Source organism: Amorphus suaedae, from assembly GCF_053629675.1.
Genome location: NZ_JBRJIT010000001.1, coordinates 1,774,980 through 1,793,930, shown reverse-complemented (window position 1 = coordinate 1,793,930; position 18,951 = coordinate 1,774,980). Strand labels below are relative to the sequence as shown.

Here is an 18,951-nt window from a genome sequence, read left to right as displayed (position 1 = left end):
CGGAATGCGGGAAACGGCTAGTCCAGGTTGACCAGCCCCTCAATCGACGGCAGCACGGCCGCCGGCGGCAGGTCGTGGTACTCGTCCGGCTGGCCGGACCGGTTGATCCAGACAGTGCGGAAGCCGTAGGCCGTCGCGCCCGCGATGTCCCAGCGGTTCGACGACTGGAAGGAGACAGCCTCGGGAAACACCCGGAAGCGGTCGGCCACCAGCTCGTAGACGGCCTCGGCGGTCTTGTAGGTGCGGATCTCGTCGACCGAGACGATCTCCTCGAACAGGTCGGCGATCCCGGCCGATTTGGCGGCGCTCTCCAGCATCGCCGGCGAGCCGTTCGACAGGATGGCGAGCCGCGCGCCCTTGTCGCGGAGCGCTGTGAGGACCTTCGGGATCTCGGGATAGCAGTCGAGGCTGCGATAGGCCTCCAGCAGCCGGTCGCGCAGGGCCGGATCGACGGCGGTGACCTTGCGGATCGCGAAGTCGAGGGCCTGCTCGGTGAGCACCCAGAAATCCTCGTAGCGGCCCATCAGGGCCCGCACCCACGAATACTCGAGCTGCTTCTGGCGCCAGATGTCGGACAGCAGCTGCGCGTCGGCGCCGACCCCGGCCGAATGGCGGCGGACGGCGGCGTGGACGTCGAACAGCGTGCCGTAGGCGTCGAAGACATAAACGGCGTGGGCCATCGCGCGGGCTCCCAAGGGTTGAGCGTCCGTTCTGCACGCACGCGGCGGCGGCCGCAAGACCGGGCGGGCGGTCCGGCGCGGACCGGGGCCATCGGTCGCGGGGCGGAGGTCTGACCGAGGGGCCGTTCCGGGGCGCTCGGTTGCCGCTTATCGGCGCGGGAATGCGCCGGATCAATGTGCCGGAGGGCAAGATCCTCCCTCATTCGCCGTCCGCCCCGCCGACTTTGAGGACGTTTTTCCCGTCGGGGGCGGCATGGTTGACGGCATGCCGGGATCGGCGTTCGATCCCGCCCACACATTGCAGGATGAAGGAACGGTGCGATGACCGAATGGTCGCAGACGTGGAGCTGGCTCGACGGCGAATGGATCGCGGGCAACCCGCCGATCATCGGGCCGCGCACCCATGCCGCCTGGCTGGGTTCGAGCGTGTTCGACGGCGCGCGGTCGTTCGAGGGCGTGATGCCGGATCTCGACCAGCACTGCGCGCGGGTGAACCGGTCGGCCGAGGCGCTGGGCCTGAAGCCGACCATGTCGGCCGGCGCGATCATGGAGCTGACCCACGAAGGCGTCGGCAAGTTCGACAAGGAGACGGCGCTCTACATCCGGCCGATGTACTGGGCGGAGGACGGCGGCTACATGGCGGTCGCCGCCGATCCGGAGACGACGCGGTTCTGCCTATGCCTCTACGAGACGCCGATGCCCGGGCCGTCGGGGACCTCGGTGACGGTGTCGCGCTTCCGTCGGCCGTCGCTGGAGACGATGCCCACCAACGCCAAGGCCGGCTGCCTCTATCCCAACAACGCCCGCGCCCTGACGGAGGCGCGCGATCGCGGCTTCGACAACGCGCTGGTGCTCGACATGCTGGGCAACGTTGCGGAGCTCGCCACCTCCAACGTCTTCCTGGTGAAGGACGGCAAGGTCGCCACGCCCGCGGCCAACGGCTCGTTCCTGGCCGGGGTCACCCGCAGCCGGGTGATGGACCTGCTCGGCCGCGATGGATACGACGTGCACGCGACATCGCTGACGGTCGCCGACTTCATGGACGCCGACGAGATCTTCACCACCGGCAACTACGCCAAGGTGGGGCCGGTGACCCGCATCGAGAACCGCGAGCTGCAGGCGGGGCCGGTCGCCAAGCGCGCCCGAGAACTCTACTGGGACTGGGCGCACGCCTGAGCGCGGAGGACGCCGGACGGTCGACGCGAGCATTCGGCGCAACCGGTGCGCATCAGGGGGCGGGAACGGTCCGCGCTGCAACCGAACCGGCCGCTTCGGCGTTGTCCCGACAACGCGAGCCGCTTATGGTCTCGCCCGACGGCGGCGCCGGCACCGACCTGGTGCGCTTCGGTGTCGCCCAAACCCCGGTTTCGCACGGAGGAACATCATGGCGTTCGAACTTCCCAACCTTCCTTACGACTACGAAGCGCTCCAGCCGTACATGTCCAAGGAGACGCTCGAGTACCACCACGACAAGCACCACAACGCCTATGTCACCACCGGCAACAAGCTGATCGAAGGCACCGGCCTTGAGGGCAAGTCGCTCGAGGACATCGTGAAGGAGAGCTACGGCTCGAATCCGGGCCTCTTCAACCAGGTCGGCCAGCACTACAACCACACCCACTTCTGGAAGTGGATGAAGCCGAACGGCGGCGGCAAGTCGCTGCCGGGCAAGATCGCCGAGCGCGTCGACGCCGATCTCGGCGGCTACGACAAGTTCCGCGAGGCGTTCATCAACGCCGGTACGTCGCAGTTCGGTTCGGGCTGGGCCTGGCTGGCGCTGCGCGACGGCAAGTTCGAGGTGATGAAGACCCCGAACGGCGAGAACCCGCTGGTTCACGGCGCGACGCCGCTGCTCGGCTGCGACGTGTGGGAGCACTCCTACTACATCGACTACCGCAATGCCCGGCCGAAGTACCTCGAGGCCTGGTTCGACAGCCTGGTCAACTGGGACTACGTGCTGGAGCTGTACGAGGCGGCCTGATCGGCCCTCGCGTACGTGCCAACGACGTCACGAAGCGCTGTCGCCGGTCTCCGGCGGCAGCGTTTTTCGTTTCAGCGGCCGACCGGGGTCAGTTGCGCGGCTTGCACTGGTTGTAGATCTGCACGCCGGTGACGAACACCTGGGCCTGCATGCGCCAGGCCTCGCATTCCGCCTGGGTCGGGAAGCAGCCGGCGAACGAGATCGCGATGGAGCGGCCGTCCGCCTCGCGGTTGCCGGAGACGCGGCCTTCCCACGGGAACGTCGGGTTGCGCCGGCAGTTGGGGGCCGCGCGCTGGAGCTGGGAAATCAGATATTCGGTGGAGGGAGCGGCAAAGACGGGTGCGGCCGCGCCGGTGCCGAGAAGCACGGCGGCGGAAAGGCCCAGGATGCGGGCGAGCGCAATCATGACGGGTGACCTCGGTGGGACGTTCGCGATTGCGGAGAATGCTAGTCGACGGCCGCCCGCCCCGCGAGACACAGCGGCGTGTGCGGGCGGGCAATCACGCAGATGTGTCGGGCGCCGCGGGCTGATGCCGGATCAGCGCTCGCGGCACTCGTCGTAGAGGATTCGGCCCTGCATGGAGCCGGTCATCCGCAGGCGCCAGAGGGTGCATTCGCGCAGCGTCGGGAAGCAGCCGACGAGCGACACCGCCTGCTCGTGCTCGTAGTAGGTGCTCTCGGAGTTGCCGGAGACGCGGCCCTGCCAGGCGGCGGTCGGGCGCGCCGCGCAGCTCGGCGTCATTGCGCGCATTTCGGGGTTCGACAGCGGCGGCGGACCGAACCAGTGCTTGAGGAAGCCGAGGGACACCTCGGCCGAGGCCGGGGCGGACGCGAGCGTCGCCGCCGCGAACAGGCCGGCGGCAAGGGTGCGGAGTGCGGATCGGGTCATCAAAGCCTTCCGAAGTCGGGACACGCGACGGGTACAGATCCATATAGGCACGATCGGGCCGGTTCGCCGCCCGAGATCGTGCCCGACGGGCACGGACGCGGCAGGGGACCGGGACCGTGCACAGAATCCCACGTCGCAGCCCCGGGGGCAACCGCGGGCGCGCGACCGTCAGCGCGGCTTGCAGGTGGCGAAGATCAGCCGGCCGGTGACGAAGCCCGACGCTGGGCCCAGCCAGCGTTCGCATTCCTGCTTGGTCGGGAAGCAGCCGAGGAAGGACACCGGGACCGAGCGGTCGTTGCCGGGATCGATGGCGTTGCCGGAGACCCGGCCTTCCCAGCGGTAGTCGGGATGCTCGTGGCAGAGAGGCACGTTGTTCTGGATGCGGATCGCCTGCTCGAACGACGATTGCGCCATCGCGGCTCCCGCCGTCAGAGCCAGAATCAGAGCTGCCACCCCCAGCCGAATCCGCATCGCTGTCCTCCCCATCGTCACCGCCAGATCGCCGCGCCGACTGTTCGCGAGAGGAGGGCCGGGCGTCAAGGGCCGAGCTTACGGGAAAGCGGCCCCTTGCTTCGCCGGGGCGACCTCGTCCAGCGCTGCGATCTCCAGGATCATCTTGCGCCGGACCGCATCGGCGAACGTCGTCGCCCCATCGGCCACCATCACGAAGGCGCCGGGACCGCCGGTGACGTCGCGCTCGTAGTGCAGCCGCAGCTGCGGCGCCGGCATCGCCATCGACATGCCGCCCGGCCGGTCGATCAGCAGCGCGTTGATGACGATGCCCCGTGCGACGGCGTCGTCGCGGGCCGCCGTCACCGGCCGGCCGCCGATGTTCGGCCCGTCGCCCGACACGTCGATGACCCTTCGCAGGCTGTCGATGTCGTTGGTCTCGATCTTGTGGACCGAGTAGTCGATCGCCGCGGAGATGGAGTTGTAGCCGTAGGCGGCGCGCGGGGCGGCGACGAGCGCCTGGGCGAACTGCTCCGCCGAGGCGCTGTCCTCCACGATGGTCCAGTCGACGATGGTGTGCTGGGAGGCGGGGCCGCCCCATTCCACGTAGGCGATGGCGATGCGGCCGTGGATGCCGGTCACGATGGTGCGCATCACCTCCACGCTGCGGATCGCGTCGGCGTACCCCTGGCGCTGCAGCCGCAGTTCGTCGTCGTCGATCGAGCCGGACCCGTCCGCGGCGAGGACCAGTTCCACGTCGACGGCCTCGGCCGCCGCCGCCGGGGAGGCGGCAAGCAGCGCCGCCAGAAGGATCCACGTTCGCTGGGTCATGTCCGCCTCACCGCAAGAACCGGGCCGCTCGAACGACCGGCCTGATAGGGGAACTGGGGCGGGGCGCGCATCCGGCAAGGCGGGCGGCGAAGGCAATCGGACAACGCGCGACGATCTTGATCGCGGACGTCGCGGGGGACTAAAGCGGGGCCGGGCCTTCCGCTTCCGCCGCCGCCTCGCGGTCGCAGATGCGGACGGGCCGCCGGCGCCGATGGAGGAGAGCACGATGACGGGTCCGATGTGTGTCGCCTGCGGGACCGAGTTCCCGGATGCCCCGTCACCGGAGATCTGCCCGATCTGCGCCGACGAGCGCCAGTTCGTGCCGCCGGGCGGCCAGGCCTGGACCAGCCGCGCGGCGCTCGCCCGGAACCACCGCAACGCCTTCCACGAGGTGGAGCCCGGCCTCCTCGACATCGGCACCGAGCCCGGCTTCGCCATCGGCCAGCGGGCGTTCCTGGTGTCGACGCCGCACGGCAACGTGCTGTGGGACTGCCTGTCGCTGGTCGACGCCGCGACCGTCCGGATCATCGAGGCGCTGGGCGGGCTTGCGGCGATCGCCGTCTCGCATCCGCACTTCTATTCGGCGATGGCGGCGTGGAGCGAGGCGTTCGGCGGCGTGCCCGTCTGGCTGCACGCGGCGGACCGGGAGTGGGTCATGCACGGCGGCGAGGCCGTCCGGTTCTGGTCCGGGGACGCGACGGAGCTGCTGCCCGGCGTAACCGCCGTGCGCACGGGCGGTCATTTCGCCGGCGGCACGGTGCTGCACTGGGCGGATGGCGCGGAGGGGCGCGGGACGCTCCTGACCGGCGATCTTCTGCAGGTGGCGCCGGACCGGCAGTCGGTCTCGTTCCTGCGCAGCTATCCGAACATGGTCCCGCTGTCGGCCACGGTGGTCCGGCGCATCTGCGCCCGCGTCGAGCCGTACGCCTTCGACCGGATGCACGGCGCCTTCCGCGGCCGCACCGTCACGCGCGGCGCCAAGGCGGTCGTGGCCCGCTCCGCCGCCCGCTACATCGACGCCATCGAGGGCCGCGGGCCGGCGGACGCGGAGGAGTAGGGGGGAGGGGTCAGCGGTCCCAGGGATTGATGATTTTGATGCCGGTCGGCTCGAAGTCCTTCTCGTTCCGGGTCATGACGGCCATCCGGTGAACGCTCGCGGTTGCGGCGATCAGGCCATCCGACGCGGCGAGCGTCCTGCCGGTCTCCCGACAGGTCGCCGTCATCTCACCCCAGCGCTGCGCGACTGGCGTATCGATGGGCAGGATCCGATCCGCGTAGCCGGATTCCAGGCCGGCCAGCCAGGCGGTCAGCGCGTCCCGCCGCGCGCCGGCGGCAAGCCGGGCGATGCCGGCGGTCAGTTCGCCGATCGTGATCACGCTGAAGAACACGTCGGATGGAGGGAGCGCGGCGACGGCTTCCTTGACCTGCCGGGAGCCGTTCGGATGGCGCACTTCGGAAACGACGCAGGTGTCGACGAGGATGCGCATCAGAGGTCGCGCATCGGCGATCGATCGCGCTCGATGGGCACATCCTCCAGTGAAGGGCCGGCCAGAAGGTAGTCGACCACGCTCGGACTGGAGCCGGTCAATCTCTGATAATCCGCTTCCGACAGCACGATGACGGCCTCCTGGCGGCGCGTCACGCGCTGCGGACCTTCCCTCAGCGCCCGGCGCACCACCTCGCTGAAACGGTTCTTGGCGTCCGCCAGTTGCCAGCTCACCATGTTACTCCCCAATCTGGCTAGATTGTCTAGATTATATGGTGTGCGGCTGGCCCGCCTCAACAAAAAAAGCGGCGAGGCATTGGCTTGCCTCGCCGCTGATTGGATGGTGCCGGCCGGGGAGTGAGCGGATTAAGCCCCGATCCGCTCCTCTACCGCGCCGGTGATGGTCAGCGCGAAGGCCTGGACGAGGGCGACTTCCTCGAGACGCTTGAAGCGGCCGGAGGCGCCGCCGTGGCCGGCGTCCATGTTGGTCTTGAACAGGATCAGCGGGTCGTTGGTCGCGGTCGCGCGCAGCCGCGCCACCCATTTCGCCGGCTCCCAGTAGGTCACCCGCGGGTCCGACACGCCGGCCAGCACCAGCATTGACGGATAGGGCTGGTCGGTGACGTTGTCGTAGGGGCTGTAGCCGTGCAGCCGGTCGAACGCCTCGGTGTCCTCGATGGGGTTGCCCCACTCGGGCCACTCGGGCGGCGTCAGCGGCAGCGTTTCGTCGAGCATCGTGTTGAGCACGTCGACGAACGGAACCTCGGCGACGATGCCGCGGAAGCGGGCGGGCGCCATGTTGGAGATCGCGCCCATCAGCATGCCGCCGGCCGAGCCGCCCTGGGCGACGATCCTGTCCGGGGCCACCCATTCGTCGGCGACCAGGCCCTCGGCCACGGCGATGAAGTCGGTGAAGGTGTGGGTCTTCTTCTCGCGCCGCCCGTCCCGGTACCAGTGGTAGCCCTTGTCGCGGCCGCCGCGGATGTGGGCGATGGCGTAGACGAAGCCGCGATCCACCAGCGACAGGAAGTTGGTGTTGAAGCTCGCCGGGATGGTGATGCCGTAGGAGCCGTAGCCGTAGAGCAGGCACGGCGCGGTTCCGTCGATCGGCGTGTCGCGCCGGTAGAGGATAGAGACCGGCACCTCCTCGCCGTCGGGGGCGGTGAAGTGGAGGCGGCGGGTGGCGTAGAGGGCGGGATCGTGCCCGGACGGCACCTCCTGCTGCTTGCGCAGGGTGCGCTCGCGCGTCGTCATGTCGTAGTCGTAGACCCGCGCCGGCGTCGTCATCGACGAATAGGTGAAGCGCAGCATGGTGGTGTCGTATTCGTAGCCGCCGACCAGCCCGAGGCTGTAGGCCTCCTCGTCGAAGGCGATGGCGTGCTCGTGGCCGTCGGAGAGATCCCGGATGACGATGCGGGGCAGGCCGTCCTCGCGCTCGAGCCGCACCATGTGGCCGGCGAACACGGTCATCGACAGGATCAGCCGGCCTTCCACGTGCGGCACCAACTCGCGCCAGTTCTCGCGGCCGGGCGCGTCGACGGGTGCCGTGACGATCCGGAAATCCTCGGCGCCGTCGGCGTTGGTGAGGATGTAGAGGAGGTCGCCGGCGCCGTCCTCGACGTCGTATTCCTGCTCGGTGACCCGCGGCGCGACCAGGCGCGGCGGCGCCTCCGGCGCCCGGGCGTCGATCAGGTAGACCTCGGAGGTCTCGTGATCGTGGGTGTCGATGACGATGAACCGGTCGGACAGGGTGCGCCCGACGCCGACGAAGAAGCCCGGATCGGTCTCCTCGTAGACCAGCACGTCGTCGGCCGACGAGGTGCCGAGGGTGTGGCGGTAGACGCGGGCCGGGCGGTGGTTCTCGTCGAGCTGGATGTAGAACAGGCTCCTGCCGTCGTCGGCCCAGACGATGCTGCCGGCGGTGTTGTCGATCGTCTCCGCCTTGTCGGTGCCGGTGGCCAGATCGCGCAGGTGCACGGTGAAGAGCTCGCCGCCCGTCTCGTCGGAGGCCCAGGCGAGCCAGGCGTGGTCGGTCGAATGCTCCACGCCGCCGAGCCGGAAGTAGGCCTTGCCCTCGGCCTCGACGTTGGCGTCCAGCAGCACCGTCTCGTCGCCGCCGTCGCGGGGGCTGCGCACGATGATCGGATGCTCGGCGCCTTCCACGAAGCGCATGCCGTAGGAGTAGGGGCCGTCGGGCGAGGGGACGGCGGAATCCTCTTCCTTGATGCGCCCCTTCAGCTCGTCGAACAGCGCCGCCTGCAGCCCGGCCGTTCCGGCCATCATGTCCGTGGCGTAGGCGTTCTCCGCCTCGAGATAGTCGCGGATGTCCGGCGCCAGCACGGTCGGATCCCGCATGACGTCGCGCCAGTTGTCGGCGCGCAGCCATGCATAGGGATCGACCAGCCGGCGGCCGTGGACGGTGCGGCTGACGGGCGAGACCTTGGCGATCGGCGCGACGGGCGTGGCGGTGGTCAACTCAACGGTCATCTTTGTCCGATCCGCCGGCGGCCTCGGGCTGGAAGTCGAGGGCGACGCCGTTCATGCAGTAGCGCTCGCCGGTGGGACGGGGACCGTCGGGGAAGACGTGGCCGAGATGGGCGTCGCAGGTGGCGCAGCGAATCTCCACGCGCGTCATGCCGAACGAATGGTCCTCGTGACGGGTCACCGCGTCCGGCGTGATCGGCTCGAAGAAGCTCGGCCAGCCGCTGCCGGATTCGTACTTGGCATCGGTGCGGTAGAGCGGCGCGTCGCAGCACACGCAATGGAACACGCCCGGCCGCTTCTCCTCCAGATACGGGCCGGAGAAGGCGCGCTCGGTGCCGTGGTTGCGGGTCACCTGGTACTGTTCCGGCGTCAGCTGCGCGCGCCATTCGGCGTCGGACTTGCTGACTTTTGTCTTGCTGTCGGTCATGGCGGAGGATCCTGTTTGAGCGCCGCGGGGCGAATGCGGCGCGTGTCAGACATGGCCAGACTTAAGAAGTCCGATCAAGCCGGGCAAGCCGGAGGGTCCGGAGCCTCCCTGGAAGGCGACTGGTTCCAGGGTGCGTCAATTTTCTCTCTCCGGTCGCTTGCCCACGGTTCGGGCGAACGATATTCACCAAGCTGCGGAGGTCGATCCGTACGTCCTTGGCATTGGCCAAGCCCATGTTCCCGTCCGGCATCAACGCCGGCTCTTGTCCAGGAGGCGCCCGCGCATGCCGCCGAGTGCGATCGACGGAACGCTCCTATTTGCGCTTGCGCCGTTCGTCGCCGCTGCTCTCGGTCCCTGGCTGACGGGCATTACCGGGCATCGCGCCGGATGGATCCTGGCGATCGTCCCGGCGCTCCTGTTCGTTCACTTCGCCGGCATGTTGCCGACGGTCGCCGACGGCACAGTCCTGCACGCCGCGGTGGCCTGGGCGCCGTCCCTCTCGGTCAATTACTCGATCCGCATCGACGGGCTGTCGCTCGTCTTCGCGCTGCTGATCACCGGGATCGGCACGCTGATCGTGATCTATTCCGGCGGCTACATGAAGGGCCACCCCCAGCAGGGGCGGTTCTTCTCGTTCATCCTGATGTTCATGGGCGCGATGCTGGGGCTCGTCCTGGCCGACGACCTGATCTCGCTGTTCATCTTCTGGGAGCTGACGTCGATCACGTCGTTCCTGCTGATCGGCTTCGACCACGCGCGCTCCGCGGCGCGGCGGGCGGCGCTGCAGGCGCTGGTCATCACCGGCGGCGGTGGACTGGCGCTGCTGGCAGGCTTCCTGCTGATCATGGCGGCGACCGGCGCCTCCAGCATGACCGACGTGCTGGCCGCCGGCGACGTGATCCGCGACAGCGGCCTCTACGTGCCGGTGCTCATCCTGGTGCTCGCCGGCGCGTTCACCAAGTCGGCGCAGGTGCCGCTGCACTCGTGGTTGCCGAACGCCATGGAGGCGCCGACGCCGGTGTCGGCCTACCTGCACTCGGCGACGATGGTGAAGGCCGGCGTCTATCTGCTGATGCGGATGAACCCGGCGCTCGGCGACACCGCGCTGTGGACGACGATCCTGCCGATCTTCGGCGGCGCGACCTTCCTGGTCGGCATGGTGATGGCGGTGCGCAACACCGACCTGAAGCAGATCCTCGCCTACACCACCGTCGCCTCGCTGGGCCTGCTGGTGATGCTCACCGGCATCGGCACCAAGCTCGCGATCGAGGGCGCGGTGCTCTATCTTATCGCCCACGCGCTGTTCAAGGGCGGCCTGTTCATGGTCGCCGGCACCATCGACCACGAGACCGGCACCCGCGAGATCACCGGCCTCGGCGGCCTGCGCGGCGCGATGCCCATCACCTTCGTGGCGGCCCTGCTGGCGTGCATTTCCATGGCCGGCCTGCCGCCGATGATCGGCTTCGTCGCCAAGGAGGTGCTGTATGACGGGGCCTGGCAGGCGAGCGGCATCTCGCTGCCGCTGATCGTCGCGCTGGTCGGCAACGCGCTGATGTTCGCGGTCGCCGCGATCCTGGTGGTGAAGCCGTTCTTCGGGCGCCGGCCGGAGCTTCCCAAGCACGCCCACGAGGGGCCGATCTCGCTCTGGCTCGGCCCGCTGACGCTGTCGCTGCTGGCGCTCGGCACGGTCGTCCTGCTGTCGGAGACGGCCCACTACCTCGTGGGCCCGATGACCAGCGCGATCGTCGGCGAGCAGCTGGAAATCCACCTGCATCTGTTCCCGACCGAGCTCTCGCCGCCGGTCATCCTGACCCTGATCACCATCGCCGCCGGCATCGGGCTGACGGTCGTGTTCACGCCGCTGCGCGCCGCCTTCGCGGGGCTGATCACGGCGATCGGCTGGGGGCCGGACCGCGGCTTCGACCAGGTGCTGCGGTCGCTGGTGTTCTTCGCCAGCGGCGTCAGCGACTTCTTCCAGCCCGGCCGGATGAAGGGCTACGTCTCGATCACCTTCACGGTCACGGCGGCCGCGCTGCTGGTGCCCATGTGGCTGTTCGACGAATGGCCGAGCCTGGCGCTGAGCTGGCCCGACGCCCCGTTCTATTTCTGGGTGGTGTTCGCCATCGCGGCGGCCAGCCTCTGGGCGGTGCTGGTCTCGGCGACCCGGCTGATCGCCATCGTGAACCTCGGCATCCAGGGCACGATGGTGGCGATCATGTTCATGCTCTACGGCGCCCCGGACCTGTCGTTCACCCAGTTCATGATCGAGGTGCTGTCGGTCATCATCCTTGCCCTGGTGATGACGCGCCTGAACCTCAGCCCGAGCGACCACCGCAGCTGGGGCACGCGGCTGCGCGACGGCACCGTCGCGATCGCCTGCGGCGCCGGCTTCGCGCTGACGCTGATGGCCGTGGTGGAGCATCCATTCGATCCGCGGCTGTCGGAATTCTTCGCCGACTATTCCCGGGTGATCGCCCATGGACGCAACATCGTGAACGTCATCATCGTCGACTTCCGCGCCCTCGACACGCTTGGCGAGATCGCGGTGGTGATGATGGCCGGCCTGGCGATCCTGGCGCTGATCCGGCTGCGCACGCGCCAGGTCGGGGACGAGAGGAAGACGCCCAATCTCCGTGAAGGGGAATCGCTCAAGGAGGCGGCGCGCGACGCATGAACACGATCATCTTTCGCACCATTGCGCCTTTCCTGGCCGCGCTGGCGGGACTGTTCTCCGTGTTCGTGCTCCTGCGCGGACACAACGAGCCGGGCGGCGGCTTCATCGGCGGGCTGATCGCGGCGTCGGCGCTGGCGATCTACGGCATCGCCTGGGGCGTGGCGCCGGTCCGCCGGGCGATCGTCGTCCATCCGATCACGCTCGCCGGCTTCGGCGTGTTCCTCGCGGCGATGGCCGGCTTCCTGTCGTTCTTCACCGGCAACGCCTTCCTGCACGGCCTGTGGATCACCATCCACTTCTTCGGCGTGGAGATCCCGCTGTCCTCCGTCATGATGTTCGACATCGGCGTTTACTTCACCGTCGTCGGCACCATCTCGACCATCGGGCTGACGCTCGAGGAGCCGGGGTACGACTGATGGAACCGGTCTTCGCAATTCTCGTCGGGATCTTCTTCGCCGCGGGCATCTACCTGATCCTGTCGCGGCGCACCGTGCGGATCATGATCGGCATCGTGATCCTCGGCAACGCGGTCAACCTTCTGATCTTCACGGCCGGACGGATGACCGTGGCGGTGCCGCCGATCATCCCGCACAACATGCCGACGCCGTCCGACGTGGTCGCGAACCCGCTGCCGCAGGCGCTGATCCTGACGGCGATCGTCATCTCGTTCTCGCTGTTCGCCTTCCTGCTGGTGCTCAGCTACCGCACCTTCCAGGATCTCGGCACCGACGACATCGACGAGATGCGCGACGCGGAACCTGCCGAGCGGCCGCTGCCGCCGATGGAGTACTGACGTGGCGGGACCGACCTTCACCGTTGATCTTGCCGAGGCGATGATCGTCGCGCCGCGTGTCGCGGTCGACTGGCTCGTGATCGCGCCGGTGGCCCTGCCGCTGGCCGGCGGCGCGCTTTGCCTGATGCTGCGCTCGCGGATCGACCTGGCCGCGCGCCTGTCGGGCCTGATCCTCGGGCTCCTCGTCCTGCTCAACATCGGGCTGCTCTACGAGGTCTCGACCAAGGGCATCGTGATGATGGCCATGGGCGACTGGCTGCCGCCCTTCGGCATCGTCTTCACCGTCGACATCCTGGGCGCGATCCTGGCGCTGACGACGTCGGTGGTCGGCCTGGCGGGGGTGATCTACGCGGGCGTCGACATCGACACCGGTCGGCGGCGGTTCGGCTTCCACACCTTCTATCTGCTGCTGATCGCCGGCGTCTCCGGTGCCTTCCTGACCGGCGACATCTTCAACCTCTACGTCTGGTTCGAGGTGCTGCTGATCGCCTCCTTCGGCCTGCTGATCCTGGGCGGCGAGCGCGCCCAGCTCGACGGCGCGATGAAGTACGGCGTCCTCAACCTGCTCGCGACGACGCTGTTCCTGGTGGCCGTCGGCCTGCTCTACGGCCTCGTCGGCACGCTGAACATGGCCGACATCTCGCTTGCCGTGAACAAGCTGCCGCCGGGCGCGCCGATCGGCGTGATCGCGACGCTGTTCTTCGTCGCCTTCGCGATGAAGGCGGCCGCCTTTCCGCTGAACTTCTGGCTGCCGGCCTCCTATCACACGCCGCGCATCGTGGTATCGGCGGTCTTCGCCGGGCTGCTGACCAAGGTCGGCGTCTACGCGCTCCTGCGCATCCTGGTGATGCTGCTGCCGGAAAGCCGGGCGCTGCTCGCCGACGTCGTGCTCTGGGTGGCGATCGGCACGATGCTGGTCGGCGCCTTCGGTGCGCTCGCCCAGGGAGAGCTACGCCGCCTGCTCGGCTTCGTGGTGATCTCGGGCATCGGCATCATCCTGGTCGGCGTGGCGATGGGGACCAACGAGGCGCTCGCCGGCGCGATATTCTATTCGGTCCACTCGATCGTGGTGATGACCGCGCTCTATCTCGCCACAGGCGCTATCGAGCGGCTGGCCGGCACGTCGTCACTGCGCTCGGCGAGCGGCCTCTACCGGGCCGATCCGACGCTCGCGGCGCTGTTCCTGATCCTCACCTTCGCCGTCTCCGGCCTGCCGCCGTTCTCCGGCTTCTGGCCGAAGGTGATGCTGGTCCAGGCGACGATCTCGAGCGGCCTCGGCTGGGTGGCGGCGGTGATCCTGTTCTCCGGCTTCCTGACCACCATCGCGATGGGCCGGGTGTGGCTCCTGATCTTCTGGCGCGATAGCGTCGGCGCAGCGCCCTCCAGGCCGGCCGATGCCGGTCCGGCGGCGCGCACCACGGTCATGGTGTCGATCACCATGCTGGTCGTCATCGTCATCGCGCTCGGCATCCTGCCGGACGGGCTGATGCGGGGGTCGCTGGAAAGCGCGCGGAGCCTGACGGATCCGGCCGGTTACATCCAGTCGGTGCTCGGGAGCGGAGGAAGCTGATGTCGGTTCTTCTCGCCAACGTCCTGCTTGCACTCGCCTGGGGCGCCATCACCGGCAGCTTCGATTTCCTGAACCTGCTGTTCGGCTTCGTGCTGGCCGCGTTGGCCCTGTCGCTGATCCGCGAACAGATCGGCACCAGCGGGGCGGTCGAGCGCGTCTGGCGCGCCTTCACGCTGGCCTGCCTGTTCCTCTACGAGCTGGTGATGTCGTCGGTGCGGGTGGCGATCATCGTGCTGTCGCCCGGGCGCGTTCTGCGGCCGGCGATCATTGCCTATCCGCTGCAGGTCGACCGCGACTTCGAGATCACGCTGCTCGCCAACCTGATCACGCTGACCCCGGGCACGCTGTCGATGGACGTGTCGGAGGACCGGCAGACGCTGTTCATCCATTGCATCGACGTTCCCGACGTGGACGCCGTGATCGCCGACATCCGCAACGGGTTCGAGCGCAAGATCATGGAGACGTTCCGATGATCGACGTCAGTATCTTCCTGGAGATCTGCATCGACATCGCCTTCGCGTTGCTGTCGATCTCCTTCATCCTGATCGTCTACCGGATCGCCACCGGCCCGACCTTGCCGGACCGGATCCTCGCCCTCGACATGATGGTGGCCGTGGCGATCGGGTTCATCGCGACGTTCGGCGTGCGCAGCGGCTTCTACCTCTACGTGGACATCGCGATCGCGCTCGGCCTGATCGGCTTCCTGTCGACGGTCGCCTTCGCGCGCTTCCTGCTGGCGCGGGGCTCCACCGAGGACAGCCCGGTCGGCCGCGACGACGGGGAGGCCGGCTGATGGTGGCGCAGGTGATCGACATCGTCGTCGGCGTGATGCTGGTGATCGGCGCGTTCTTCGCGCTGGTCGCGGCCATCGGGCTGGTCCGGCTCGACGACGTCTACATGCGGATGCACGCCGCCAGCAAGGCCGGTACTCTTGGCTCCGGTGTACTTCTTCTTGCGCTCGCGGTGGAATCCCAGCAGCTCGACGTGGTGACGCGGGCCATCGCCGGCGTGGTCTTCTTCATGCTGACGGCGCCGATTTCCGCGCATCTGCTTGCCCGGGCCGCCTATCTCGTCGGGTATCGGCCGTGTAAAGCCACGTATCGCGACGCTCTCGCCGATACGATCGTCCAGCCCGAGGGCCTCGGCGATCCCGCGGCCAATTTAGAACGCGACGATCCGGCCAAATACACCAACTGATTGCCGGGGCCTGTTCTCGGTTCGTCTACGGTGACTTGCCGCATCCCGCCGGACCTTCCATCAGGACCGACAGCAAAACTTCGGTGAATTGTCACTTTTTGGGGCAACGCCGAGGTGATGACACTTGTCTTTTGAAATTTCAGACTTATACACTCGCTTAGCCTGACAAGTTGACGATTCACTTTGCGAGATTGATGCCGAGGAAGTTTGCGCCCACGCGGTTCGTGTATGTGGCCAAATAATGACTTTCTTCCGCCGGCATCCTCGAGAGAACCCAGCAAAAAGCGAGTTACAAATGAGCGAGATGACGCAGGACCCGAATTTCATCGACCTGACGGTTGATATCGTGTCCGCCTATGTCAGTAACAATTCCGTCTCGGCGCAGGATCTTCCGAACCTTATCCATGAGGTTTACAGCGCCCTCCGCAAAACCAGCGGCGACGCCATGGAGCCGGAGCCGGAGCCGTTGAAGCCCGCCGTGCCGCTGAAGAAGTCGGTGACGCCGGACTACATCATCTGTCTTGAGGACGGAAAGAAGTTCAAGTCGCTGAAGCGTCACCTGCGCACCCACTACAACCTGTCGCCGGAAGAATACCGCGAGAAGTGGGGCCTGGCCGCCGACTATCCGATGGTTGCGCCGAACTACGCCGCCGCCCGGTCGGAACTGGCCAAGCGCATGGGCCTCGGCCAGCAGCGCAGCCGCACCCCGGTCAAGGGCCGCAAGTCCTGAAAGCGGTCTGAGCCGGTTGCCCGCCGTTCGCGGCGGCATCGGAGCCGGTCGTCCTGACCGGCGCTCCTGAACGAATTGGCCCGCGGGTGATCCCGCGGGCTTTTTTTTGTGCCCGGCCTCGGCAACTGCCGCCTGCCGCGTCAGTCCCGCGACGTCAGCCCCGCGTGCTCGCTCGCGAGCGCCTGCTTCAGCGCGAGGTGGCGGTTGAGGTCGTAGGTCCAGTGACCGGAGATCCCGCGCCGGCGCTCGGCCCTGAGCGCCCGCTCCAGCCTCGCGATGACGGCCCGCCGCCCCGCGGGCGTGAGGTCCGCCCGTTCGGCCTCGGTCAGCGGGATGATGCGGCCGATCCTCGCGCGCGTCACGCCCGGCGCGGGCGGCGCTCCGTCGGACGGGAGCACGGGAAGGGCGGTTGCCCGAGGGGACCATCGGCGCATCGGATCGCAGCTCCTGAAATCGATGAACGTCGATCCAGTGTGCGGCCGGCCCCGGACCCGGGGACAACATCGCCGCGATCGCTCTCGCCTTCCCCGGACGCGCCGGCGTACCCGTTGCCGGCGAAACTTATCCCCGCCGATCAGCCCCCATCGTAAAACCGGTGAATAGGTATAAAATCCTAGATCATCGGGCGCCGCGGTTTGCCGGCGGTCCGTCAGTGGAGGTCGGTGGTATGTGGGATGTGTGTCCAGCGGGCGTTGTGGAGGCCGGGCGAATTGCGGGGGTGGCGGGCGCCGACCGGCAGGCGGTGCGCCGGGTGATCGAGACGACCGTGGCGGCGAGCTTCGACCTGCCGGTCGTGGAGCTCGCGGCCGCGACGCGGCGTTCGGCGCCGGTCGCCTTCGCCCGCCAGGTGGCGATGTACGTCGCCCACGTCGGGTTGGGCCTGTCGCTCACCGAGACCGGCGCCCTATTCGGGCGGGACCGCACCACCGCCGCCCATGCCTGTCGGGTGGTGGAGGACCGGCGCGACGACGGCGACCTCGACTGCCTTCTGGATGCGATCGAGGCGGTGGTCGTCTCGTGGACGCTGACGCTGGACTGGTGCCGCGGGATGCGGCAGCCGGAGCCTGCGGGCGAGACGCGCGTGGCATGAGCGGAACCAGCAGAACCCGCAAGGAGGCGCCGGCCGAGCCCGCGATCGATCTCGATGAAAGCCCGCTCGGCTGGCTTGCGCGGCGGCGCGACAAGGCCGGAAAGCCGATCCTGGATGGCGCCCAGCTGATGGCGGGTGAGCGGCTGCGCCTCGACTTCACGCGCGGGCAGATGATGCCGCGCATGTCGGTCGACCTCTCGCTCGGCATGAACGGGGGCGGGCGCAGCGGCAGGACCGGCGGGTTTCAGGATCTCTCGGATTCGGCGATGGCGGCGCGCGACCGGGTCAACCGGGCGCTTGGCGCGGTGGGACCGGAGCTCTCCGGCCTGCTGGTCGACGTCTGCTGCTTCCTGAAGGGGCTGGAGCTGGTCGAGCGGGAGCGCGGCTGGCCGGGGCGGTCGGGAAAGGTGGTGCTGCTGATCGCGCTGTCGCGGCTGGCCGATCATTACGGCTATGGACGCGAGGCGCGGGGGGCCGAGCGGTCCGGCGGCCCGACCCATTGGGGGGCGGCGGACTACAGGCCCCGTATCGAGCCGTGACCGGCCCGCGAGGCCGCGGAGCGGCGGTGCCCCGTGCGGGAAGGGTCAGGCGTCGACGAGGGCGCGTTCGGCGTCGCGGCGGATGCGGCCGACCATCGCCGACAGTCCGTTGGAACGCTGCGGCGTCAGGTGCTCGCGCAGCCCGAGGGTGGCAAGCGTCGCCTCCGGGTCGATCTCGAGGATCTCCTGCGCGGTGCGGCCGGAGTAGAGCGCCAGCACGATGGCCACGAGGCCGCGGACGATGTGGGCGTCGCTGTCGCCCTGAAAATGCAGGTGAGGGCCGTCCGCCTCCTCGCTGACGCGGGTGTCGAGCCATACCTGGGACACGCAGCCACGCACCTTGTTGGCGTCGGTGCGGGCGTCTTCCGGCAGCGGGGGAAGCTCCTTGCCCAGCTCGATCACGTAGCGGTAGCGCTCCTCCCAGTCATCGATGAGCTCGAAGGCTTCGACGATGGTGGCGATATCCTGAACGGCGTCGGTCATTGGGTCTCCCTGTCGGCTTCCCTCCATATAGAGACGATCCGGCCGAGGGGAAACGCCTGCGGGAGGACAGGATCAGACGGGCGGGCGCCGGTCGCCGCTGCCGGCCTGCCAGGCGGGGGCGCGGTCGTCGGGCGTCAGCGTGCCGGTGGCGGCGGGCGGAACCGCGGCGTCCTCGTTGCCGGCCAGCGCCTCGTCGAGGATGTAGGCGAGCGTCGCCGCGCCGTCGCGCAGGCGGGTGCCGAGGGCGGACAGCACCGAGCGCCCGGCATCGCAGGCTTCGGCCTGGCGGTTGCAGAAGCCGGACACGTCGCTGACGGCGCCCTGAAGGGCGGTCACGGCTTCCTTCGACGACACTTCCGGCTGGGGCTGTACCAGGGGCGCGGCGGAGGCCGTCTCCCGGCTTTCGGGGCGCGATTGGGCGAATGGCAGCACGAGCAGAACGATCGTGAACCAGAACGCGGCGCGAATGAGGAATCCGATCATGGGTCTCGTCCGAACGTGACAGCACGGCGTGCGGCGCGATGCCCGGATGGCATGGCAGCCGACGGTGGCGACCCTCGCACACCGCGTTTGAAGGTTAGGTTGTCCGGATCGCGACAATTCGATCGATTCGCACCGTGCGGGCCGCGCACCCGCAAGCGATGGCT

The 18,951-nt window shown here is 68.5% G+C and carries 25 protein-coding genes; 13 read left to right on the top strand and 12 right to left on the bottom strand.

The genetic code is table 11. The features are described from left to right. Nucleotides 1–17: 17 nt before the first annotated feature. Nucleotides 18–680 carry a haloacid dehalogenase type II gene (locus AB7M35_RS08120; RefSeq protein ID WP_453958730.1) on the bottom strand — a complete coding sequence of 221 codons (663 nt, stop codon included), beginning with the start codon at nt 678–680 and terminating at the stop codon, nt 18–20. A gap of 321 nt (nt 681–1,001) precedes the next feature. Between AB7M35_RS08120 and AB7M35_RS08115 the strand changes: the two genes are divergently transcribed. After that, nucleotides 1,002–1,856 (top strand): branched-chain amino acid aminotransferase, encoded by an 855-nt coding sequence (locus tag AB7M35_RS08115; protein ID WP_453958728.1) that lies wholly within the window; start codon nt 1,002–1,004, stop codon nt 1,854–1,856. A gap of 208 nt (nt 1,857–2,064) precedes the next feature. Beyond that, nucleotides 2,065–2,661 carry a superoxide dismutase gene (locus tag AB7M35_RS08110; protein ID WP_453958726.1) on the top strand — a complete coding sequence of 199 codons (597 nt, stop codon included), beginning with the start codon at nt 2,065–2,067 and terminating at the stop codon, nt 2,659–2,661. Between the two features lie 88 nt (nt 2,662–2,749). Here the strand turns inward: AB7M35_RS08110 and AB7M35_RS08105 are convergent, their stop codons facing one another. The 4 genes from AB7M35_RS08105 to AB7M35_RS08090 form a co-directional block, all read right to left on the bottom strand. Then, nucleotides 2,750–3,067, bottom strand: a complete 318-nt coding sequence (locus AB7M35_RS08105; protein WP_453958724.1) for a hypothetical protein — start codon at nt 3,065–3,067, stop codon at nt 2,750–2,752. A gap of 132 nt (nt 3,068–3,199) precedes the next feature. After that, nucleotides 3,200–3,550 (bottom strand): hypothetical protein, encoded by a 351-nt coding sequence (locus tag AB7M35_RS08100; protein WP_453958722.1) that lies wholly within the window; start codon nt 3,548–3,550, stop codon nt 3,200–3,202. Nucleotides 3,551–3,718: 168 nt separating this feature from the next. Beyond that, on the bottom strand, nt 3,719–3,964 hold the full coding sequence (locus AB7M35_RS08095; RefSeq protein ID WP_453958720.1) for a hypothetical protein: 246 nt from the start codon (nt 3,962–3,964) through the stop codon (nt 3,719–3,721). A gap of 135 nt (nt 3,965–4,099) precedes the next feature. Continuing rightward, nucleotides 4,100–4,831: a DUF1194 domain-containing protein gene (locus tag AB7M35_RS08090; RefSeq protein WP_453958718.1), complete on the bottom strand. Its 732-nt coding sequence runs from the start codon at nt 4,829–4,831 to the stop codon at nt 4,100–4,102. Between the two features lie 226 nt (nt 4,832–5,057). Here AB7M35_RS08090 and AB7M35_RS08085 point away from each other — a divergent pair, with 226 nt between their 5' ends. After that, nucleotides 5,058–5,888, top strand: coding sequence for an MBL fold metallo-hydrolase (locus AB7M35_RS08085; protein ID WP_453958716.1), 831 nt, complete (start codon nt 5,058–5,060; stop codon nt 5,886–5,888). A 10-nt stretch (nt 5,889–5,898) separates the two neighbouring features. Here AB7M35_RS08085 and AB7M35_RS08080 read toward each other — a convergent pair whose 3' ends face one another. From AB7M35_RS08080 to msrB, 4 genes are all read right to left on the bottom strand, one after another. Then, nucleotides 5,899–6,318: a PIN domain-containing protein gene (locus AB7M35_RS08080; protein ID WP_453958714.1), complete on the bottom strand. Its 420-nt coding sequence runs from the start codon at nt 6,316–6,318 to the stop codon at nt 5,899–5,901. Beyond that, nucleotides 6,318–6,551 (bottom strand): type II toxin-antitoxin system prevent-host-death family antitoxin, encoded by a 234-nt coding sequence (locus AB7M35_RS08075; RefSeq protein ID WP_453958712.1) that lies wholly within the window; start codon nt 6,549–6,551, stop codon nt 6,318–6,320. Before AB7M35_RS08075 ends, AB7M35_RS08080 begins: the two co-directional genes overlap by 1 nt. A 132-nt stretch (nt 6,552–6,683) precedes the next feature. Then, nucleotides 6,684–8,804 carry a S9 family peptidase gene (locus tag AB7M35_RS08070; RefSeq protein WP_453958710.1) on the bottom strand — a complete coding sequence of 707 codons (2,121 nt, stop codon included), beginning with the start codon at nt 8,802–8,804 and terminating at the stop codon, nt 6,684–6,686. Next, on the bottom strand, nt 8,794–9,228 hold the full coding sequence (gene msrB / locus AB7M35_RS08065; RefSeq protein ID WP_453958708.1) for a peptide-methionine (R)-S-oxide reductase MsrB: 435 nt from the start codon (nt 9,226–9,228) through the stop codon (nt 8,794–8,796). Before msrB ends, AB7M35_RS08070 begins: the two co-directional genes overlap by 11 nt. Nucleotides 9,229–9,511: 283 nt before the next feature. On the opposite strand from msrB, the gene AB7M35_RS08060 reads away from it, so the two are divergent. The 8 genes from AB7M35_RS08060 (at nt 9,512) to AB7M35_RS08025 (ending at nt 16,192) form a co-directional block, all read left to right on the top strand. Then, nucleotides 9,512–11,902 carry a putative monovalent cation/H+ antiporter subunit A gene (locus tag AB7M35_RS08060; RefSeq protein ID WP_453958706.1) on the top strand — a complete coding sequence of 797 codons (2,391 nt, stop codon included), beginning with the start codon at nt 9,512–9,514 and terminating at the stop codon, nt 11,900–11,902. Then, nucleotides 11,899–12,318: an MnhB domain-containing protein gene (locus tag AB7M35_RS08055; protein ID WP_453958704.1), complete on the top strand. Its 420-nt coding sequence runs from the start codon at nt 11,899–11,901 to the stop codon at nt 12,316–12,318. The genes AB7M35_RS08060 and AB7M35_RS08055 overlap by 4 nt, the downstream gene beginning before the upstream one ends. Next, on the top strand, nt 12,318–12,695 hold the full coding sequence (locus AB7M35_RS08050) for a Na+/H+ antiporter subunit C (RefSeq protein WP_453958702.1): 378 nt from the start codon (nt 12,318–12,320) through the stop codon (nt 12,693–12,695). The genes AB7M35_RS08055 and AB7M35_RS08050 overlap by 1 nt, the downstream gene beginning before the upstream one ends. A 40-nt stretch (nt 12,696–12,735) precedes the next feature. Continuing rightward, complete coding sequence (locus tag AB7M35_RS08045; RefSeq protein WP_453960673.1) at nt 12,736–14,265, top strand: Na+/H+ antiporter subunit D; 1,530 nt, start codon at nt 12,736–12,738, stop codon at nt 14,263–14,265. Then, the gene (locus AB7M35_RS08040; RefSeq protein WP_453958700.1) at nt 14,265–14,738 is read left to right on the top strand and encodes a Na+/H+ antiporter subunit E; all 474 of its coding nucleotides are present in this window, start codon (nt 14,265–14,267) and stop codon (nt 14,736–14,738) included. The genes AB7M35_RS08045 and AB7M35_RS08040 overlap by 1 nt, the downstream gene beginning before the upstream one ends. Then, nucleotides 14,735–15,058 carry a cation:proton antiporter gene (locus AB7M35_RS08035; RefSeq protein ID WP_453958698.1) on the top strand — a complete coding sequence of 108 codons (324 nt, stop codon included), beginning with the start codon at nt 14,735–14,737 and terminating at the stop codon, nt 15,056–15,058. The genes AB7M35_RS08040 and AB7M35_RS08035 overlap by 4 nt, the downstream gene beginning before the upstream one ends. Further along, complete coding sequence (gene mnhG / locus AB7M35_RS08030) at nt 15,058–15,462, top strand: monovalent cation/H(+) antiporter subunit G (RefSeq protein WP_453958697.1); 405 nt, start codon at nt 15,058–15,060, stop codon at nt 15,460–15,462. The genes AB7M35_RS08035 and mnhG overlap by 1 nt, the downstream gene beginning before the upstream one ends. A gap of 295 nt (nt 15,463–15,757) precedes the next feature. Beyond that, nucleotides 15,758–16,192 (top strand): MucR family transcriptional regulator, encoded by a 435-nt coding sequence (locus tag AB7M35_RS08025; protein WP_453958696.1) that lies wholly within the window; start codon nt 15,758–15,760, stop codon nt 16,190–16,192. 140 nt (nt 16,193–16,332) lie between these two features. On the opposite strand, the gene AB7M35_RS08020 is transcribed toward AB7M35_RS08025, so the two are convergent. Further along, entirely contained in the window at nt 16,333–16,521 is a 189-nt protein-coding gene (locus AB7M35_RS08020) for a hypothetical protein (protein WP_453960670.1), read from the bottom strand. A 389-nt stretch (nt 16,522–16,910) separates the two neighbouring features. Here AB7M35_RS08020 and AB7M35_RS08015 point away from each other — a divergent pair, with 389 nt between their 5' ends. Beyond that, nucleotides 16,911–17,282, top strand: coding sequence for a helix-turn-helix domain-containing protein (locus AB7M35_RS08015; RefSeq protein WP_453958695.1), 372 nt, complete (start codon nt 16,911–16,913; stop codon nt 17,280–17,282). Then, the gene (locus AB7M35_RS08010) at nt 17,279–17,821 is read left to right on the top strand and encodes a DUF6456 domain-containing protein (protein ID WP_453958693.1); all 543 of its coding nucleotides are present in this window, start codon (nt 17,279–17,281) and stop codon (nt 17,819–17,821) included. The genes AB7M35_RS08015 and AB7M35_RS08010 overlap by 4 nt, the downstream gene beginning before the upstream one ends. Nucleotides 17,822–17,866: 45 nt before the next feature. Here the strand turns inward: AB7M35_RS08010 and AB7M35_RS08005 are convergent, their stop codons facing one another. Both AB7M35_RS08005 and AB7M35_RS08000 read right to left on the bottom strand, forming a co-directional pair. Next, nucleotides 17,867–18,304, bottom strand: coding sequence for a SufE family protein (locus AB7M35_RS08005; protein WP_453958691.1), 438 nt, complete (start codon nt 18,302–18,304; stop codon nt 17,867–17,869). A 72-nt stretch (nt 18,305–18,376) separates the two neighbouring features. Continuing rightward, nucleotides 18,377–18,787, bottom strand: a complete 411-nt coding sequence (locus tag AB7M35_RS08000; protein ID WP_453958690.1) for a DUF5330 domain-containing protein — start codon at nt 18,785–18,787, stop codon at nt 18,377–18,379. Between the last annotated feature and the right edge of the window lie 164 nt (nt 18,788–18,951).